The 18,534-nt window shown below is 40.4% G+C and carries 22 protein-coding genes and 3 pseudogenes; 12 read left to right on the top strand and 13 right to left on the bottom strand.

The features are described from left to right. Positions 1 to 6: 6 nt before the first annotated feature. The 4 genes and pseudogenes from traA to KP803_RS11200 all read right to left on the bottom strand — a co-directional run. Positions 7 to 348 (bottom strand): annotated as a pseudogene (gene traA, locus KP803_RS11180) (type IV conjugative transfer system pilin TraA); the annotation flags it as partial. 40 nt (positions 349 to 388) lie between these two features. After that, positions 389 to 766 carry a hypothetical protein gene (locus tag KP803_RS11185; protein ID WP_248008916.1) on the bottom strand — a complete coding sequence of 126 codons (378 nt, stop codon included), beginning with the start codon at positions 764 to 766 and terminating at the stop codon, positions 389 to 391. Between the two features lie 458 nt (positions 767 to 1,224). Further along, entirely contained in the window at positions 1,225 to 1,620 is a 396-nt protein-coding gene (locus KP803_RS11190; RefSeq protein WP_248008917.1) for a hypothetical protein, read from the bottom strand. 143 nt (positions 1,621 to 1,763) lie between these two features. Continuing rightward, positions 1,764 to 2,348, bottom strand: coding sequence for a hypothetical protein (locus KP803_RS11200; protein ID WP_248008919.1), 585 nt, complete (start codon positions 2,346 to 2,348; stop codon positions 1,764 to 1,766). A gap of 396 nt (positions 2,349 to 2,744) precedes the next feature. On the opposite strand from KP803_RS11200, the gene KP803_RS11205 reads away from it, so the two are divergent. Beyond that, positions 2,745 to 3,029: a type II toxin-antitoxin system TacA family antitoxin gene (locus KP803_RS11205; RefSeq protein WP_011082348.1), complete on the top strand. Its 285-nt coding sequence runs from the start codon at positions 2,745 to 2,747 to the stop codon at positions 3,027 to 3,029. After that, entirely contained in the window at positions 3,026 to 3,304 is a 279-nt protein-coding gene (locus KP803_RS11210) for a type II toxin-antitoxin system RelE/ParE family toxin (protein ID WP_248008920.1), read from the top strand. Before KP803_RS11205 ends, KP803_RS11210 begins: the two co-directional genes overlap by 4 nt. 290 nt (positions 3,305 to 3,594) lie before the next feature. On the opposite strand, the gene KP803_RS11215 is transcribed toward KP803_RS11210, so the two are convergent. The 3 genes and pseudogenes from KP803_RS11215 to KP803_RS11225 all read right to left on the bottom strand — a co-directional run bounded on the left by KP803_RS11215 (position 3,595) and on the right by KP803_RS11225 (position 5,660). Continuing rightward, positions 3,595 to 4,863, bottom strand: a complete 1,269-nt coding sequence (locus KP803_RS11215; RefSeq protein WP_345791558.1) for a Y-family DNA polymerase — start codon at positions 4,861 to 4,863, stop codon at positions 3,595 to 3,597. After that, entirely contained in the window at positions 4,860 to 5,249 is a 390-nt protein-coding gene (locus KP803_RS11220; RefSeq protein ID WP_248008922.1) for a LexA family protein, read from the bottom strand. Before KP803_RS11220 ends, KP803_RS11215 begins: the two co-directional genes overlap by 4 nt. 142 nt (positions 5,250 to 5,391) lie before the next feature. Continuing rightward, a pseudogene (locus KP803_RS11225) lies at positions 5,392 to 5,660 on the bottom strand (type II toxin-antitoxin system TacA family antitoxin). Positions 5,661 to 6,646: 986 nt separating this feature from the next. On the opposite strand from KP803_RS11225, the gene KP803_RS11230 reads away from it, so the two are divergent. Beyond that, positions 6,647 to 7,111: a hypothetical protein gene (locus KP803_RS11230; protein ID WP_248008923.1), complete on the top strand. Its 465-nt coding sequence runs from the start codon at positions 6,647 to 6,649 to the stop codon at positions 7,109 to 7,111. After that, entirely contained in the window at positions 7,077 to 7,385 is a 309-nt protein-coding gene (locus tag KP803_RS11235) for a hypothetical protein (protein WP_248008924.1), read from the top strand. Before KP803_RS11230 ends, KP803_RS11235 begins: the two co-directional genes overlap by 35 nt. A 1-nt stretch (position 7,386) precedes the next feature. Here KP803_RS11235 and KP803_RS11240 read toward each other — a convergent pair whose 3' ends face one another. From KP803_RS11240 to KP803_RS11250, 3 genes are all read right to left on the bottom strand, one after another. After that, the gene (locus KP803_RS11240) at positions 7,387 to 7,977 is read right to left on the bottom strand and encodes a GIY-YIG nuclease family protein (protein WP_248008925.1); all 591 of its coding nucleotides are present in this window, start codon (positions 7,975 to 7,977) and stop codon (positions 7,387 to 7,389) included. Between the two features lie 136 nt (positions 7,978 to 8,113). Then, positions 8,114 to 8,590: a hypothetical protein gene (locus tag KP803_RS11245; RefSeq protein ID WP_248008926.1), complete on the bottom strand. Its 477-nt coding sequence runs from the start codon at positions 8,588 to 8,590 to the stop codon at positions 8,114 to 8,116. Positions 8,591 to 8,795: 205 nt separating this feature from the next. Beyond that, positions 8,796 to 9,941 carry a radial spoke RSP3 family protein gene (locus KP803_RS11250; protein WP_248008927.1) on the bottom strand — a complete coding sequence of 382 codons (1,146 nt, stop codon included), beginning with the start codon at positions 9,939 to 9,941 and terminating at the stop codon, positions 8,796 to 8,798. Between the two features lie 382 nt (positions 9,942 to 10,323). Here KP803_RS11250 and KP803_RS11255 point away from each other — a divergent pair, with 382 nt between their 5' ends. The 3 genes and pseudogenes from KP803_RS11255 to KP803_RS11265 all read left to right on the top strand — a co-directional run. Then, positions 10,324 to 10,995 (top strand): Rha family transcriptional regulator, encoded by a 672-nt coding sequence (locus KP803_RS11255; protein ID WP_248008928.1) that lies wholly within the window; start codon positions 10,324 to 10,326, stop codon positions 10,993 to 10,995. Positions 10,996 to 11,117: 122 nt separating this feature from the next. After that, positions 11,118 to 11,894 carry a hypothetical protein gene (locus tag KP803_RS11260; protein WP_248008929.1) on the top strand — a complete coding sequence of 259 codons (777 nt, stop codon included), beginning with the start codon at positions 11,118 to 11,120 and terminating at the stop codon, positions 11,892 to 11,894. A 392-nt stretch (positions 11,895 to 12,286) separates the two neighbouring features. Next, positions 12,287 to 12,544: pseudogene (locus tag KP803_RS11265) on the top strand (IMP dehydrogenase); the annotation flags it as partial. 115 nt (positions 12,545 to 12,659) lie between these two features. On the opposite strand, the gene KP803_RS11270 reads toward KP803_RS11265, so the two are convergent. After that, positions 12,660 to 13,562: a LysR family transcriptional regulator gene (locus KP803_RS11270; RefSeq protein ID WP_248008930.1), complete on the bottom strand. Its 903-nt coding sequence runs from the start codon at positions 13,560 to 13,562 to the stop codon at positions 12,660 to 12,662. A 92-nt stretch (positions 13,563 to 13,654) separates the two neighbouring features. Between KP803_RS11270 and KP803_RS11275 the strand changes: the two genes are divergently transcribed. Both KP803_RS11275 and KP803_RS11280 read left to right on the top strand, forming a co-directional pair. Then, positions 13,655 to 14,392 carry an NAD(P)-dependent oxidoreductase gene (locus KP803_RS11275; protein WP_248008931.1) on the top strand — a complete coding sequence of 246 codons (738 nt, stop codon included), beginning with the start codon at positions 13,655 to 13,657 and terminating at the stop codon, positions 14,390 to 14,392. 22 nt (positions 14,393 to 14,414) lie between these two features. Continuing rightward, complete coding sequence (locus KP803_RS11280) at positions 14,415 to 14,780, top strand: VOC family protein (RefSeq protein WP_248008932.1); 366 nt, start codon at positions 14,415 to 14,417, stop codon at positions 14,778 to 14,780. 135 nt (positions 14,781 to 14,915) lie between these two features. Here the strand turns inward: KP803_RS11280 and KP803_RS11285 are convergent, their stop codons facing one another. Beyond that, positions 14,916 to 15,476 (bottom strand): Crp/Fnr family transcriptional regulator, encoded by a 561-nt coding sequence (locus KP803_RS11285; RefSeq protein ID WP_248008933.1) that lies wholly within the window; start codon positions 15,474 to 15,476, stop codon positions 14,916 to 14,918. 87 nt (positions 15,477 to 15,563) lie between these two features. On the opposite strand from KP803_RS11285, the gene KP803_RS11290 reads away from it, so the two are divergent. The 3 genes from KP803_RS11290 to KP803_RS11300 all read left to right on the top strand — a co-directional run bounded on the left by KP803_RS11290 (position 15,564) and on the right by KP803_RS11300 (position 17,456). Next, a complete protein-coding gene (locus tag KP803_RS11290) occupies positions 15,564 to 16,307 on the top strand; it encodes an SDR family oxidoreductase (protein ID WP_248008934.1) in 744 nt (247 codons plus the stop codon). Positions 16,308 to 16,388: 81 nt separating this feature from the next. Beyond that, positions 16,389 to 16,784 (top strand): DUF2141 domain-containing protein, encoded by a 396-nt coding sequence (locus KP803_RS11295; RefSeq protein ID WP_248008935.1) that lies wholly within the window; start codon positions 16,389 to 16,391, stop codon positions 16,782 to 16,784. A 9-nt stretch (positions 16,785 to 16,793) separates the two neighbouring features. After that, complete coding sequence (locus KP803_RS11300; RefSeq protein ID WP_248008936.1) at positions 16,794 to 17,456, top strand: TVP38/TMEM64 family protein; 663 nt, start codon at positions 16,794 to 16,796, stop codon at positions 17,454 to 17,456. Positions 17,457 to 17,559: 103 nt separating this feature from the next. On the opposite strand, the gene KP803_RS11305 is transcribed toward KP803_RS11300, so the two are convergent. Then, entirely contained in the window at positions 17,560 to 17,922 is a 363-nt protein-coding gene (locus KP803_RS11305) for a hypothetical protein (RefSeq protein WP_248008937.1), read from the bottom strand. Between the last annotated feature and the right edge of the window lie 612 nt (positions 17,923 to 18,534).

Raw genomic sequence — 18,534 nt, forward strand, 5'->3', positions numbered from 1 at the left:
CGAGTCTTAAGCTAAGCCGACAAGCGGTTTAATGACTTCCCAGAAAATCATACCGCCAGCAAACCCCCCAATGGCGGCGAACCAGTTTCGTGTCATAAATCCGGTTGCTGCGGCGCCTAGTGCACCTGCGGTTAGTAAGGCCATTTCAGCCGCTGAATCGTCACCTGCGGTTGATTTGATGGTGGCTTTACCACCTGCAAACAAGTCTGCGGTGAATGATGGTGCAGCGAAGCAGAGCAGTAAAAAGGTGGCTAGCAATAGAAAAAGAACGTGGTGGGGATGTTTTTTATTAATAAGAGGCATAAATGGCTTCCTTATTTGAGTTGAAATAAAAAAAGACTCAACGCTGGATGACGTAGAGCCTTTTCGGGATTAAAAAGTGATGAGATTACGCCGCTAAATGATCGCGTACCCATTTAAGACCTCGGTTGCGACTGATGTGCAGTTTCCAATTCGACGTATTTAAGGGCTGTCTCTTTTTGAGTTTTTTACAATAGGTTTTGCGCTGCTTGGCATCCATAACCGCCGTATTGACGAGATGGGGTTTATAAGGCTTGTGGGTGTATGTTTGTTCTTTTACAAGAATGCAGTGGGGGAGAACGACTGGGAAATGAATAGGCTCAGGGCTATCAACCAGCGCGGCAAAGGTTAATCGATTATCAATGCGTCCAATAGGTTTGGCCGCAATGAAAGTGCCTTGTTGGTCAAGCGTTTTGCCAATCAGTTCCATGGGATCGTCCTTGTAATATCCGTAGACGATGATCATAGGCACTCCTTGTAGTAGGACATTGTTGTGTAGACTGTAAAATCCACACAACAATGGAGCCCCTTACAGAGCTCGTGCTACAAACTGGCTTGTGAGTTTGTGTAGTCAAACTCAATCCCTTTAGTTAAGGGTTTAGGTAATACTCCCAATTAGTTCCAACGAACCGAGAGATGATGCTTGCATACATACTCAGAACATTGGCATTGGTCTGCGCCTACCTAACTGGCGCCTGAATTTGGTTAGGTTATTTAAGCTGTCCTGCGCCCATCGGTGGCGCTTTCAGCAGTAAGAGCAGCCAACTCTCACGATGTTGCGATGCGCGTCTCTTTAAGATGTAGGGTACTGATCTTTAAAACACTGCTATGTCAACGCAATCAGTATCGCTGAAATGTGCTCATGCAACAATGTGCGAATACATCGTAAACGCACAATTGGACACAAACGTTTATTAGATATGTTTACTCTTTACTAGCTGGTTGATTCAAACCAGGGAAGCTACCAGCGAGCTGCTCTTCAAGTTTATTTACTTTTTTACTGGCTTCAGAAGGTGACAAACCTTGATCTCTCATTTCCCTATGGATAGAAATCAACCTCCGTCGGTAATCCCAATGCCACTCAGAACGTTGTTCCCATTTAAAAGTTTTTTGAAGCAAAATTATAAATGCAGGAATTGAAGCAACTGCAGCAATAACAGGTGAGTTGTCATACCCGAAAACCTGTGAAAAACCAGCAAAAGAGCTTGCTATAACGGTAATAAGAACAAGTACATGGTTGAGGATGAAATCAAATCTAGAATAATTCCTCCTATTTTTTATTTCGCTCTTTATTTCTAGCAAAATCTTAGAATCGTCCATTACAAAATCTCCATATTCTGCTTAACTTTATATATACCTAGCGCCCTATTAAGGTATGAGCAACGCAATACCAATGATCCCGCATACGACCTTAAACACTAAAACCAACACATAGTAAACATGCCATGCGTTACGAATCACTCTTAAACAGTTTGGTAACTTGACTCCATCACCTTAACTTCAGAAACTTTTTGCTGAAGCTTTGCAAAAGCTTTTCCTAACTCTCTTGTATTTAAGTCTATTTGTTCGCACAGATTTCTTGAGCCTTTATACTCTCCATCTCTCAATCCTAAGTAGGCTTTAATTGCGAGTACATGAGCTTCCCGGAAGTCAGACAGTTCACTCTCTATTTCTGGAAAGAAATTTGGAACATATACATTGATATTGAACATTGGCTTTGCAATATCTGTAAGTAGGTTAAATTGTTTATGAAGATAGTCTTTTGCCTCTAACTCATCCGGCTCATTTTGACGGCTAACCCAGGCAAAGTCTCTTTGGTTCATAGAAGTTTGGTTAACTAATGAAACTAATTCAGAAAGCTCTGACACTACTTTTTCGTACACCGAAACTTTATATTGATATTTTTCAAACTTGAGCTTTTCGTAAAACTCTTTTTTAATTCGATAGTTCGCTAGAGCTTGCACGAGAGCAGTTGATATTAAGGCTATGACAGCCGTTGTCAAAGCTACATGCTCTGGACTTATCTTGCTCAAAATACTTTCTTCCACTTATTCCCTCTCATGTCTAATTTGATTAGCAAGTAAACGCTTATCAGACGGATATTTTTCACTGTTTTCATTCCACCTACAATGCTTATATACAACATAAAGATCATATATTATCAAGCTGTTATGTTTATCAAAAATTATTTCGGGGGACAACTACGGAAAGTTTCCGTATAAGCGTCCAAAGTATAGATTAGATTAATTGGGTCTACTGTAATGCTCGCCTGACGGTAAGTTTATTAGGGCTAACAAAGTTTGGGGCATAAACAATTTAGTCGTCTTGCTCTAAGCCGCTTAAATTTTATTAGAAAAAATATCTTGAAACCTTAAGTGTTTGTTAGTTGCCCATCTCAAAGGCTAGTGCTAACATTTGTACTCACATCAACAAAGGAATACATCATGGACACTAGAATTCAATTTCGTGTTGATGAAGAAACAAAACGCCTAGCTCAACAAATGGCTGAGAGCCAAGGTCGCACTCTGAGTGACGCTTGCCGTGAACTAACTGAGCAACTCGCTGAACAACAAAGAAAAACATTATCTCACGATGCATGGCTAACTGAACAAGTAAACCTAGCATTTGAGAAGTTTGACTCAGGAAAATCCGTTTTCATTGAGCACCAAACTGCTAAATCTCGAATGGAAGAGCGCAAAGCCAGAATCCGTAATCGAGGTAAGCAATGATTTTATGGGAAGAAGAGTCACTTAATGATCGTGAAAAGATCTTTGAGTTTCTCTATGACTTCAACCCTGATGCGGCAGAAAAAACTGACAACCTCATTGAAGCAAAAGTAGAAAACTTGCTAGAGCAGCCACTTATGGGCGTGCAGCGAGACGGTATTCGTGGGCGATTACTTATAATTCCTGAGATTTCGATGATCGTCTCCTATTGGATAGAAGACGACATTATCCGAATCATGCGCGTTCTCCACCAGAAACAAAAATTTCCTATGGATTGATTGCTTCCTATGGGGGAACTAACGCTTATAAGACGGAATAATTCTGCTTTTGCTTTCCGTCTATACTGCTTAGATCTCATATGTAACTCAAGGCACATAAACGATTCATGTGAAGTACGCTCAGAGAGTTACGGAAAGAATCCTCCTAATAAACTAGGAACCGAACATTAGATAAATTTGGCTAATTTAGGAAAACAAAAATACTGTCGAGTGGACACTCTAAGACAATTTGTGGCATAAGTTTGTTACATCTAAGCCCTCAGCATATTAAAGAGAAAAATATTCTTATTCTACTGACAATGGGCTGTCGGCAAATCAGCCCATTTAGTTAGGTAGGCCGGTGAAAGTCGGTCTTGAGTCATCTTAGCTTTAGCGTCAAACCCTTCTGCACCTAAGCGTAAGATACGTTTACCTGCGTGAGTATTAATGATATCCATCGCCTTCATCAAACGCGTATCTTGCTGCGGAGCAAACATGTCCCCCTGAGCCTGCTGCATGTCACACAATTCAAGGCAGCGGCACCCTATCTTGTAATAGCGCTGCCCCTCCTGATATAGGCTATTGTTCAGCGCCTCAGTCATCGCCTTTGTTAGGGAGCGCGTATCATCAAGAGCCGTTACAAATCGTACTGTTTCACTACGAGAAAAAGGCTCTGTGGCATGTTGACCTGAAGAAACATGAAATTGCACACATCGGGTACCAAGCCCAGCTTTACGAAGCTTAACCGCTGCTACTGCTACTCGTCCACTAAGTGCCTGGTGAAGCTCATCAAACGTTTCAGCTCGAACAGTAAGGCTTAAACTTGCCCCTATCTCTTGCTTGCTTTGAACATCTGGAAAACTACGGAAGTTGTAAACTAATTCACCATTAAGTTCACGAACAACTCTCTCCAAATTAATCGACCCAGCTTGCTTAGCCAGTTTTAAAGGCATTCGGGCGAGTTCTGCTGCGGTAGATATTCCCTTAGAGTTAAGCATTGCTGCCGTTTTCCGTCCAACCCCCCAGACTTCACCAACAGGAATCTGTTGTAACATCTGGTATTCATTCTGGCTTGTTAATAGGGCGATACCCCGATAGCCATCAAAATTTTTCCCAACGTAACTGGCCACTTTCGCTAACGTAAATGTTCTTCCAAGACCACAACCTATTGGTAACCGAGTGTTTGTCCATGCTAGTCGACGAACCTGTCTTGCTGTCATTATCCATTCACTATCAGTGAACGAGACGTTATCAATAGCAGCGAAAGCTTCATCAATGCTGTAACGGTGATAGTGTGTGAAAAGTTGTGAGTCTTCCAGCGTACTGTGTAGCCTGTTAGACATATCTGCATAGAACTCATAGTTAGAGCTGAACACGGCAACATCAGCAGCCTCTAGTAAGGCTTTTTGCTGAAAATATGGTGCAAATTTTTTGACCCCTACGGCTTTGGCTTTTTTATTGGCTGCCACTATCATGCCATCCCCATTACTGAGTACAACAATGGGTTTGTCACGTAGGTCCGGGCGAAATACAGTTTCAACTGAACAGTACATAGCATGAACATCACACAGGAAAATCATGGATTCAATGGGCGATGACAACGAATAGATTGGACGACGACGCCCTCAATCAGTGAAGCAGAGTTAATAGCAACTGGGGCATACTCTTCGTTTGCACTAATTAAGCGCTTTTGGTTTAAGTCTAAAAGCTTGACCACGAAAAGCCCTTCATGAGTTGCTACCACCACATCTCCATGACGAGGAATACAGGCTCGGTCTATCACTAGTAAGTCACCATCATAGATCCCAACTCCTGTCATACTGTCACCTTGTGCACGAACAAAGTAAGTTGAAGATTTACGTTCACCCACAATGAGGTCATCTAAGCTTAATGATCTTAGCGCTTTATATTCTGCTGCAGGTGATTCAAATTGACTAATTCCTGCACTAGCACTGAGTAGTGACATTTCTGCCTCGATAGTTACTGTTTTTATATACAGTAATTATCGCTAATCGGTTTTGGCTGTCAAGCTAATCGATCTGGATAATGGTTTGCTTGAACAAAGTCTGTACACAATACTTTGCTTGACGTTAAATCTAATCCCCAACTCACTTGATGCCACTCTCATCTGTGAATTTTGCTGCTTCAAGCAAAGCTTGATTAGGTGCTCTTGCTTTATTACATGCCATTATAAATTCATCGAAGACACTATCTTTAACTACGATACTTTCGTGTTCTTTAATAACATGAGTGCATCTTCGTCCATTAACCTAACTACATACTCTGTTAGGCTTTTAAGACCAAGCAAAGCCGATGCTTTTTATGCTTTTGCCTTGATCTCTTCGTCAAGGCGAATATCTAAACGTGCTGTTGCCATAGAACCTCCTACGTACGGATATATTCCGTAATAATTGCGATTATAGTGCAAAGATTGGACTTATATAATTTGTACGGAGAGTTTACGGAAACATGCCGTATGACTTCCTCAACATTTGGATTAGATTAGATTAGAGTATGAGCTTATCATTGTTTTTTTAATGGTAGATGAAGAAGTGCAGTGCGAAATCAACAAAAGCGAAGGGGCATTAGAATTCAATCATGACAGGAATTCCCATAATTAATGGATAATTAATTATTAATAATCGAGTTATCGTTCCATGATCAGGTTGGTATGAGTGGACGAATATCAATGGAAAAAGCAAAAGCACCTATTCAAGCACCCTGATGATTTGCCAATATATATAGCGACTCCTTTATTGCCTGAAAGTTGGAAAGTGGCAACACCTGAGATACGCTATATTACGTCAATATAATCATGGTAGAGAGCTTTCCAACGATTTAAGCAACAAAGCCCATCTGTAGTTATAAAACTGAATTAAGAAAGCAGAGATTATATTAAAAAATCTGTTATGAAACCAAGCTAAGAAAGTGCCTTAACGCCCAAAGTATTAATATGAAACTACTCTAAGAAATTAAGAAAAAATTTAATTAATATTCTATGTGGTATCCAAGTCATTCAAATCTTTATCGGTGTTGTAACGTGTTGATATCTATTAATTTTATATAAATAATTTGATATCTTACTTAATTTTTTAAATTATACACAAAGCTAAAGCTCTAAATATTTACTTGTAATAGTCGTGTTAATTATTAAAAATGCATTTCAAATTATTTGATGGATGAACCAATGAGCAATATCGAGTGTAATAAATTTTCATGCGCTTTCTGCAATGAGGCCCATATTATCGAAAGGATGATAAATGTGTCTGTAATGTTATTAAATGGAAAATTGTACATACTAACCTCAGATGAGAAAGGGAAGCGATATGTGCTTCCAGTTATAAAACTATCAGGTGGAATTGTATGAAAAATATATTAATAGCACTGATTCTATTGCCTCTTTACGCTCATGCAGAAAATGTATCGAAACAAGAATTAATTGGTAATTGGCAGTGTAAATTCACGTTTCCATTGGTGGGTGACCGTATACTTTATGAAAGTATACAACTGAAAGATGGCAAACAATTTACCGCACAAGGTGACTTTACCTACTTTCTTCCTAAGGAGTCACAAAATGCCACGTTTAGTTTTGAGTCTGATGGAAAGTGGGAGTTTTACAACTTCGAACTCAAACTTTTCTATCAGCCATTTGAAATCATACCGCTTGACGATTTCAGCAAGCGATTCCTAGATGATCTTGAATCCGAATACATAAAACCATCCTTACTAAAAGGTACAAGAAGGGTCTATTATTTCTTGGAAAACTTAACCGCTGAAGAAATGATCTTGGGAGATGACTACGACAGTTGGCAGTGTGTTAGAAAATAGCAGAGATTACATAATCAATGCATTAATAAATTACCAAAGGCTACAAGCCCCAAAGACATGGATAGGTTCAAAAGAAGAAAATGTGCTGATATTGCTTTCTGAACTGATGCAGGTCGTAAAAGAACTAGCGGATACCCTCGCCACGCACACCCACAGTGGCGTAGTGGCTGGCCCTGCAACAACGAAAGGGCCAGTTCAAGCGAGTGTGATTACTGAGCATGGTGTTGATAGTGGTGACTTTAAAATCAGAGTCGATGTAGTAACAAAACGATAAACTAAACATAAACACATACGTCATGTTTATCCTGAAGTAACTGAGCCATAGGGGTTAAATCAGTTCTTCGTGGTCTAATTACTTTATTGCTCTTACCCTTTTTACCTTTCTGCTTTTTCTTTCTAGGATTTAAATTATCTTCATCTCTAGGTTTCGCGAAAGGCATTGGCTTTTTATTTAAGTGTCTAACTTTAGTGCCAAAACGCTTAATTGATTTGTTGAGTTCACCAACTTCTTCTGGCAGTAAACGATAACGCAAAGCATCGAGAATAGTATCTAAAGGGCAGCTATATAGCTCTCGGCAGTATCCATTCTTTGCGCTAAAATGACGGTGCATATTGAATCTCTTTAATGAAGTGGCGAGTTGAGTTTCAATAACCCCTGTAATTCGAGGACCAATCTTTATATACCCAACGTAGCGCCAATCACCGCTGTCGTCAGGTCGATGGGAATTCAAGTTACGTAAGCGGTCATGGATGTTTTTAGTAATACCGACTTTATAGAGGTGCGAACGTTGTGAGTATGCAATGTATAGATGAGTTGCTTCATTGTAGCTAATCGAGAAACCTTCATTTCTATTTCGTTTTGTCATAACTCCCCCAATTTTCACTAGAATCTAATGGTTAAATTATGTTCGAAATTGTAAGCTCTGAACATATGCTAGTAGTTATGTCTGACATAAACGGTGGTTATGTCCTTCAAAAGTGAATCGGTCGTTGGAATCACTTTTAGAGCGCTTTATTTACGGTTTTGTCAAACTTCCCCAAAGTAACGTCTGTCATAGCTTTTTTATAGTCATCAGCTTCAAATGAATAGGCCATAAAAACACTTATATCAGTGCCTTCGCGTAGCCTTGAATCTACCCATGCATTTCCTTCTGGTGACTTGATTACAAATGAAGTTTTATTGTAGTCAGTACACCAAACCCAAGTTTCAATTCTTTGGTCATTGAACTTGATTGTTTCGCTAGTGGCACTAGCAATATCCTGCCTACCATCTACGCAAGTGTTTGGGTATTTTTTGACAAGTGCGAATACACCTTCACGGTTTATCAATTGAGTGCTATATGTATTCGATCCTGAACCAAAAGAATTGGCTGACGATATAACAATCGCTTCACCTTCATAATTTATTGTGGTCCAGTCTTTAGCAAAAGAAGAGAATGAAATTACTATTGTTATGGATAGAGTTAGAATTCTCTTCATGCGCAAATTCTCTTTAATTGAATATAAAAATATAAAGTTTTTAGATAGCACTTAGAAAACGCCATCTGATGCTTCAACTATATTTGACAATAAGGCACATGTTTGAGCATTAGAAGACTCATTTATGAGTGTAGGTGAGAGTGCAGAACATAAAAGGACTGCAATGACAATCCTTTGGGCTTGATATATGAAGTGATACTGAACTTTAAACTGCAACTGTCGACAGTAACTCCGTAACCTTACTTAATTTTAGAGCGGTATCTGCGGCAACACCTACACTTTTTACGATATCGGTGGCTTTACCCAAGTACTTTTCAACGCGAGAAGGATCTGGATTTCCTTCTTCAACTAACTCTTCGTGTGCATTCTCGAAATGACGAATCGCAGGTGCAAGTTCAGGTTTTTCTTCATCCTTTAATGCTGAAATTAGTTCCTGTAATGCTGTTGCTTGTTCATTGACTTCGGATACATTCTTGCCGATTTGTACGTTACTACTTTCAATTACATTTCCACTGTTATCACCTTGAATAACTCCAGATGAGTTATCTGCGGAATAGCTGCGATTATCTTCTGACATTTTGTTCCCTAGTAATTGTTGTTGGGTAATGTATATCTGAGGTGTATTGGTCGTAAATGCTTGTCCAAGGGATTGAGAGAGGTTTTGGTAGAGGTCTCTCTGTTGTTTCAAATCATTTACTTGGCGTTTTAATGTTTTTAGCTTCTGCATTGTCGTCGAAGCATTATCAGAGTGTATAGGGTCGGCATCTGGTGGTGCCGAAAAACCCTTCCGTGTATGAGTCATCGCTTTTAAATATTCAGTAATGTTCTTTTGAATTTCATTATGTGAATGAAATTGCTCTCCAGGACGCAATGAAAATTTGTAGCCGATTTGATTTGATATACTAGAGTCAATTGATAATGAAACCTCATAGCCAAGAAGGCGAGCGTAATCTTCAAACCCTTTCAGCATATCCGAAAAAGTTCCTTTAATATCCTCATCGATAGGGATAAAGAAAAAGCCTGATTGCTGATCTTGAGATTTGGACTCTTGATTTTCTGGACTGCTAGATTGTTCTTTCTTAAGCTTAAGTGCGTTTGGGAATTCAAGTTCCAATCGCATTCGCTGTAGTTCAGCTTCTTCAGAAGCTTGCTGCTGCTCAAATTTAGCTTGTTGTTCTCGAAGTTGAAGCTCGGTTTGTTCCTTAACCATACTCATTTCAAACTGGCGTTCTTCTCGTCTACTGCGGGTTTTAACACTAAATGTTGCAAGCATTAATATGCCGACTAGCATGACAAAAGAAGCTACCAGCACCACGTTTATAATTCCTCCAAAAGCCTCGATGGATGACAAATTAATACTCCCAAATTTATAGATATAACGTATGAGAGTTTATACCATATTATATGCAACGATATTAAACATTTGACACCGATCTTTGACGTAGCTACTCTATAAATGCACTGGCAAAATCCAGTGTCGGGATTAGTACCCCGCATTTTTCTCAAGGCGCATAGACGCCAGCTTTTGCTGGTTTTTTTATGTGCGGCTTCGGCACACTTGAACATAGTCGTTTCGTTTAAGAATCGTACTATCAGTATTATGGTGAGCTGGGCAAGGGCGCTTCGGCGCGCCGTGACCTTGAGAGCGGTAGTACTAACCTTGTTCAGTTCGCCACCCGAAGATTAGTACCTCCGTGTGGTGATTTAGTGAAATTACTCTCAAGGAGGCCATCATGCCTACAACTTCCCTTACCCTGACTGTATCTGATCTTGTCTTTAATCAAGGCGAGAAAATTCGCACCACTTCTCTTAAAGTCGCAGAAGCTTTTAACAAGCAACACCGCGACGTTATTCGTAAGCTAAACAACCTTGAATGTTCCGACGATTTTAACGCGCGCAATTTTACGCACGTTGAATATGACGATAGAAAAGGGGAGTCACGTAAAGCGATTGAAATGACCAAAGACGGCTTTATGTTTTTAGTCATGGGCTTTACGGGAAAGAAAGCCGCGCACATCAAAGAAGCCTACATCAACGCCTTCAACCAAATGGCAAACCAACTTCGAAGCTCATTACCCACGCTACCACCTTCTCAATATCAATTACCGCCAAGCCGACTACCAAACTTCTTCGACTCCGGTTGGTTACCCGCCCTCTACGAACGCTGCGATTCTAAAAGCCATTGGACATATCACATCAAATTCCAAATCCGCCCAATTGGTGGCAAGTACTGCGCAAAGTTTGAATTAGGAATAGGCGGCAAAGAAGAAACCCAACCGTGGTTTTCATCCAGTGGCGCAGAGTTCATCGACAGCGGCTTCTACCTAGAGTACCGAGACCTAGATGAACTATGGGAAAACGTAAGAACCGTTCTAGAAAAGTATCAGGCCTATAGCCCGTATTAGAATCTAAATCAAATAATATACAAATAGCATGTGCAAACTGGTTCGTAACGTGATCTCGCTTCCAAGGAGTCGTACTTTATCATCCTATGCTTTGGTTGCTTTTTAACCAGAAGGAGCGTCAGATGGCTAATAAATTTGGAATACTTACCCTTCATGGTATGGGTAAACAAAGCGTAAACTACCATGAGAAGTTCATATCCAGAGTCGAAAAAGAACTTGGAGTGACTAAAGGTTCAATTCCGGTTGAGTCAGTGTATTACCACACAGAAATGCAGAAAAACGAATATGCAATGTGGGATCGAATGACAAAAGCACATGATTTAGATGTACGGAAGCTTCGTAAGCTAATGCTGTTTTCATTCAGTGATGCCGCGAATATTCAAGACTATAGTACGCCAGAGAGTATGGGATCGATTGTCACCAGTTGTGTTCATGACAAGTTGAATCGACTCTTGGCAAGACTTGACCCTGAAGCAGTGGTTGTAGTGGTAGGGCAATCACTGGGTAATCAGGTGTTTTCTAATTATGTGTGGGATATACAGCATGAAACGGGAATCTTTTCTCCGGGAAGAGAAGATGTAATTGCGGCACTTGAAAACCTAAAACGGGTGCGAATTTGGTTTAGTACAGGAAACAATATGCCAATGTTTGTGTCTGGATTACCGGAAGAGAGAATAAAGGCGATATCGAAACCAAACGAACAGTTTGAATGGTGGAATTTCTTTGATGTGGATGACGCACTTGGTTGGCCAGTGTGTCCTATGGGAGGGGATTATCAAAACAACCTAAACGTAAGAGACTTTGAAATAAATACGGGCTTCACTGTGATGTGTCATTCCAAATATTGGAAAGATAGGGATTTTATAGAACCGTTCTGTGACAAGGTTAGTTCACTTTAGGAAGTAAACCCGAGCTCAGTAAGAGCTCGGGTTATTTAGTAATAGAGCTTTAAAGGCGTGGCCGAGCTTCCCCCGAAACTCGCCCGATTCCAAAAGCAAGCGACTATATGGAACCACCTCCATAAGAGGCACATTAGGATTATAGGTGCTATAACATTAATGATTCATTACCAAAGGCGGTTGTTGCGAGTAGGGTGGTTATTCGAATGTAATCGCCTAATCAGTCAGTTAGACGTGCTATAGATTGAGAATACGCCAAACTAAAAGTGGCGGCAAAAATGGCGACACCCGCTGATATTTAGCGGATATAAGTGTTAAAAACCGTAAATATCCATGTATATCCATACAGTTGATTTTGTATATATTGTTGTTATTTAGGGTTATTTTGTTTTTTTATAAAGTTCTACGGCATGTCTTCTCAGTCAGCTATGTCTAAGCACTCTGGCGGCGTAGCGAACTACCGTGCAGCTGAAGGTAAAACCGTACTGTTACCATTCCGTGGTGACGTAAACGACACTATCAATGACATCCTTGGTGGCGTACGTTCAACGTGTACCTACGTAGGCGCAGCAAAGCTTAAAGAGCTAACGAAGCGTACCACGTTCATCCGTGTACAAGAGCAAGAGAACAACGTTTTCGGTAAAGAGTAATCCGAAATAGCTTTGTTATTCTGAATATTAAAGGGTCGCTATTAGCGGCTCTTTTTTTTGCCTGAATCAAGTAACAAAGTCATGACAGGTCTATAAATCACACTAGTATGGAAAACTAAACGTTATAAATCTTTTTAAGTTCTGATGACAGAAAATCGAAAACAAACCGAACTTTAGCACTTGTTCGAAGTTCTTGGTGGCTGACTAACCAAACGGGTAAGGTCATCAATGGTCCCATATCTTCAAATGCTCGTTCTAGCTTTGGTTCGATATCGCCCATCTGTTCTGGAAAAAATATCAAGCCTTGCCCTTCTTTACATAACTCCAATTGTAGTAATTGAAAGGGTGTAATTATGGAAAAGTTTTGCGGTGATAAATTCCAACCTTGTTGATTTAATATGTCGGTCACGGCACTGGTTTGATCAAAGCCGATTATTTGAATGTTTTCAGGTTTTTCTTTAATTAGTACGTCAGGCAGTGTACTCAAATACTTTTTTGAACCATATAACCAAATCACTTCATCCCCGACTTTTTTGGCAATTAAATCATTTTGTTTAGGGTGAAAACTACGAATGGCAATATCAGCTTCCCGCCGTTTAAGGTCACTAGGTTCGTTAGTGACAACGACTTCAATCTTGATACCAGGTTCAGCCCTACGAATTTTGGCTATGATCTTGGGTAATAGGTAGATTGCCGTTAACTCTCCTGCTGAAATTACCACTGTTCCTTCTAATTGCTGTGATCGGCCAGAAGCCGCCAAAGAGAAAGCGAGCGCGCTGTTTCCTATAACACGGGCGTGCGTTAATAACTCTAAACCGCTGTTCGTAAGTATTAATCGTTGGCCGACTCGTTCAAATAGAGTGACATTTAGCTCAGTTTCTAGGGCGCTAACTTGTCTGCTTAAGGTTGGTTGTGTCGAGCCCAATTTAACGGCTGCAGCCGACAAAGTTCCAAGCTCTGCCGTGGCTAAAAATGCTCGAATATGATTCCAATCAAAATTCACTGAGTTCCAATTCATACAAAAATGTATACCTAAAATGCATTACTGCGTCTATGTGTCGTCAAAGTGTATAGGTAAACTTGTTCCAGTGAAATGATTTGGAGAACAACATGGAAGTACTGGTTCTAGGGGCGAGTGGAAAAACAGGGCGATTATTGGTTAGTCAGCTATTGGCGAAGCAGCTCTATGTTCGTGTAATAGTAAGATCTACAACAGATTTTCTGGCACTATTTCCTAACGACTTAAGTAAAGAGAGTCGGTTAAGTGTGACAGAGGCGAATATCCTAGAGCTGTCAGACCAAGCTCTGCAAGATCAAATAAAACCCTGTGGCGCTGTTATTTCATGTCTTGGACATAACTTAAATTTGAAGGGCATATACGGCCAGCCAAGGCACTTGGTGACTGACTCAGTTAAGCGTATTAGCGAAATTGTAAACAACAGGGTTGAACACGTACCGATTAAATTTATTTTAATGAACACCACGGGTAATCAGAATCGCAAAGAAGGCGAGAAAGTATCATTCGCGCAACACGTTATTATTTGCCTAATAAGAAAGCTGATACCTCCGCATAAAGATAACGAAGATGCCGCTGATTACTTACAACATCATATCAAGAAAGCCAGTGAAAAAATGGAATGGTCAGTCGTGCGTCCTGACGGCTTAATTGACGAACCAAGTCACTCTGAATATGACCTTTATTTTTCACCGATTCGTAGTGCTATTTTTGATGCAGGAAAGACGAGTCGCATTAACGTTGCTCATTTTATGACGGCGTTAGTCACCGATTCAAACCTATGGGCGCAATGGAAAACCAAAATGCCTGTTATATATAATAGAGAAACCTAATCTCAATATTTGGAGTAACGTGATGAAAATGAACTATTTTGTGTTTGGAACCAATGACAAAGAAAAAGCAGTCATTTTTTATAATGAATTATTTGATGGATGTGGATTAAATAAAATTCACGATCAAGGGCGAATGACTCTTTGGGGAAATGACGAATTTATGTTTGCGATTGCCGAACCATTCGATGAACACCCAGCCTCAAATGGAAATGGCACTATGCTTGGTCTTCATGTGGACTCAATGAATGAAGTCAATCGATTACATAAAAAAGCCCTTGAGTTAGGCGGCGTTAGTGAAGGTGAACCTAGAATACGCTCGAATATGCATTCTGCTTACATGAGAGATTTAGACAATAATAAAGTCTGTTTTTATACGAGTAATACCTAGTCAGAATGGAAGGTTATAACGATATTGCATAGGTATTAGAAAGTGTCGCTCGGTATTTTTCATTTCATGGGAAGAGGGCACTATTTAACTTGATGAATACTTGAAGTGTCGAGCAATCTGACGATTATTGGATGACTACTTCAAAGGCGAATTGTGCTTAGATTTGCTCGCATCAATCAAGCGGTGTTTAATGCGGCTTAGACCAACTGGCGTCACCCCCAAGTACCGCGCGATATCATTTTGAGTCACTTTCTCCATAAGAGCCGGAGATTTATCTAACAGGTTTTGATAACGCTGCTCTGCACTGAGGCACAATAGTTCGCGTTCTCTCGCTTCTTTTTTCATGGCAAATGCTAAGAGAATATCGATAACTTCTCGTGCTAGCTGGTGGTTGCTTTGGCTTTGCAGGTAAAGCTGTTCGAAATTAAATTTAAGTAACTGCGTGGGTTCTAAACATATGAGGCCAAAGGTCGCTTTCTGCTTTTGATAGGCTGCAGACATACTACCAATCACGTCATTGTCAGTAAGAAAAGACTTTACTCGCTCTTGTCCATCAGAGGTCAGGTAATAGGCTTTCACTACCCCCTGTTTGATTAGATACAAAGAATCATCACTGTCACCCTGCATGAAAACATGGTCTCCTGAGTTTTTAGATATTTGCTGTCCTTCGCTTTCAATAAATTTCGAAAATTCCATTCGTTTTAACCCAAGTTAACGCCCAAGGCGAATCGATTCATTAAATTAATTCCTAGCTTAACGCACACCGCGTCATGGGAGAAGCGAATGAAGTTATTAAACCAAGTCATTATTATAACCGGCGGCACCTCGGGAATTGGTCTAGAAATCGTCAAGCGACTAAGTAAAACCAATGAAGTGATTGTCCTTGGTCGAGGCGAAGCCAAACTTGCTCAATTGTCTGCAGATTATGGCGTAAAAGGTTACAAAGTAGACCTTAGCGATTCGAATGAAGTAGAGTGGGTAGCCAGTGAGCTACTCAAACGCTTCCCTAAAGTGAACGTGCTCATCAATAATGCAGCCGTTCAATTTCCTGCTGCATTTAACAGTGATGACTTTAATTACGATACGATTCAGTCGGAAATCACCACCAACTTTACTTCAGTTTGCAGTCTTTGTTACCTATTACTGCCTGCGCTTGGTCGTTCAGGCAATAATGACATAAGCAAAAGTCTCATCCTCAATATCAATTCCGGTCTTGCCCTCGCGCCAAAAAGATCCTCTGCGGTTTATTGCGCAACCAAAGCAGCGCTCAACTCTTTTTCGATCTCATTACGGTATCAACTTGAACACTCGAATGTTTCTGTGATGCAAGCGTTGATGCCTTTAGTGGATACAAAGATGACTCAAGGAAGAGGAACCAACAAGATGACGATTGTGGAAGCCGTAGACCGACTGATTTCTGGCGTAGAAAAAGGCATTGAAGACAATGATATAGGTAAAGTGGGACTGCTTCGCTGGTTGAATCGGTTGTCCCCTAAAATGGCGTCCAAGCTGATGAAAACCACTTAACTAAACGAGCCATTCATACTGTCGAATACAATCGGTAAGGAGAAAGTGATGAATTGGATACAGGTAAGTGTAGGAGTATTAATGATGAGCACAACAATAAGCACATTAGCGAGCGAAATAAAGGTAACGGGAATTGAACACAAGCGTGGTGGCAATATTATCGTGTTCATTTTTTCGAACGAGGGGTTTCCCAAACAGCATGAGTTGGCTATTCAACAGCAAACGCAAAGAGCACAGGGTGACACCATGACATTTCATTTTGATGTAAATGAGCAGGAGGTCGCAATTAAGGTATTGCACGACGAGGATGAGAATGGAAAAGTGACGAAGAACTGGACGGGAATTTATCCTGCTGAAGGGCTCGGTTTTTCTAATAAACAGAAAGTGTCTTTAACGGGGGCTCCCATTTATAAACGATCTAAGATCAAATTGGCCGACCTTCAAGCTGGGCTGACGATTGAAATGAATTATCCATAGGAGTGAGTGATGAGACACTTAATAAAAGTCATGTTAGTTGTAGCCATGGTATTTGCACTCACCTTTATATCGTTAAAAGCAGCGGGGGTTCTAAGTGTTGAACAAATCGAAGCTTGGTTAACGTATGCACAAGGCTTGTCGCCTATTTATGCTGGTGTTCTAACAGTCGCGTTACTGCTTGCTGATATTGTGATCGCGATGCCAACACTCACGGTCACGATTCTTTCTGGGTTCTTTTTAGGCAGCAGTCTTGGTGCATTATCTGCGATTATTGGAATGAGCTTAGCGGGTGTTACCGGGTACCTCTTAGGTAAGCGCTATGGTGATAGTATACTGATGCTGTTACTTAAAGATGAACACAAGATCAATGACGCTAAATCGGCATTTCAGAGCCATGGATTAGGGATGATTCTTCTGAGTCGAGCGATTCCTATTTTACCAGAGGTGACCGCCTGCCTAGCCGGCGCCACTAACATGACCTTTTCACGATTTATGTTCGCATGGCTGTTGAGCACGGTACCATATTGTCTTATCGCCGCTTATGCGGGCTCATTAAGTTCGTTGAGCGATCCGAAGCCAGCGCTAATTGGAGCCGCTGTACTGACAACAAGCTTGTGGATTGGTTGGTTTGTATTTAGAAAATTCAAATTAAAAAGCAGCGCCGTTAATTAAGGGTGATCATTTAACGCTAAAAAGTCTGCTTTCGCGTCACTCTAAATTTCAAACTTATGGCTAAGTATCAAAAGCTAATATGACCATAAATACCTTTAAATCACTATAAAGTATTCAAAGAAAAGCATCGATTGCCAAGCAAAGACGTTAAGGTTTTGTGCATGGGCTTGTTAATGTAATCACTTTCTACGACTACGTTATCGAGCCAATACACATCGGCAAGGAGATGAAGATCGTCAATCAACGCTTGGCAAGCCTCTTCTGTCATTTTTGAAATGTCACTAGGGTAATCATCACTAAGATCGACAATGATCACCCGTTGATGCTTTTTCAGCTTCAGCCTTACAATACCTTCCAAATCGTCCATGGCTATTTCCCTGTGGAAAATAAACATCACACTTTGTCCTTCTCCGATGTCGTAGATTTTATAACGTTGATCATTGAGATAAATAATATTGAATTTCATGTTATCGATTCCTCTAGATTGATATAACCCGCCAAAGTGACAATACGTAGTAGGGTTAGACGTTTGTTTCAACCTAATGTGGCTTGACGTTAGTTTGCTTTACTTGAATTAGGGACTCAAAGAATTCGAGAAATTCAAATGTGAATCGGTCAAGTCATTTTTGAATTTCTGTAAACCGTATTCAGAACGTTGTTAGTTATTTATGATCACCGCATTCAAGGTTTCCTAGGAAAGGAAACTCAATGCAGCAAAGGAGATAGGCTCAAAAAGAACCTATGTAGCTTCAATACCCTATTGTTAAACCAATGAAAAAATCAAACAAAAAGCTTTTGTTATTCTCCCTTATTGTGAGTGGCTTATTCTCACGTTTTGCATGGTCTTCGAACTTAATGCTGAAAGACGCTTCTGCAAAAACCAAGCTTATTTATGACAATGAGCCTCAAAACGTTGCTTATAGGGATTACCCTAGGGACTTGCCCTTCAGCGGTGATCAGTACAACAATAACGGACCGGTTTGCATCAGAGCATTATAAGCCCAACGCCACTTTGTTAGATGAAGGTGGTGATCCTACACATCTTTAATGTGATTCTTAGCAGCTAAAAATAGCTGAT

Origin of the sequence: Vibrio amylolyticus, assembly GCF_023145695.1 — a bacterium.
GTDB lineage: Bacteria > Pseudomonadota > Gammaproteobacteria > Enterobacterales > Vibrionaceae > Vibrio > Vibrio amylolyticus.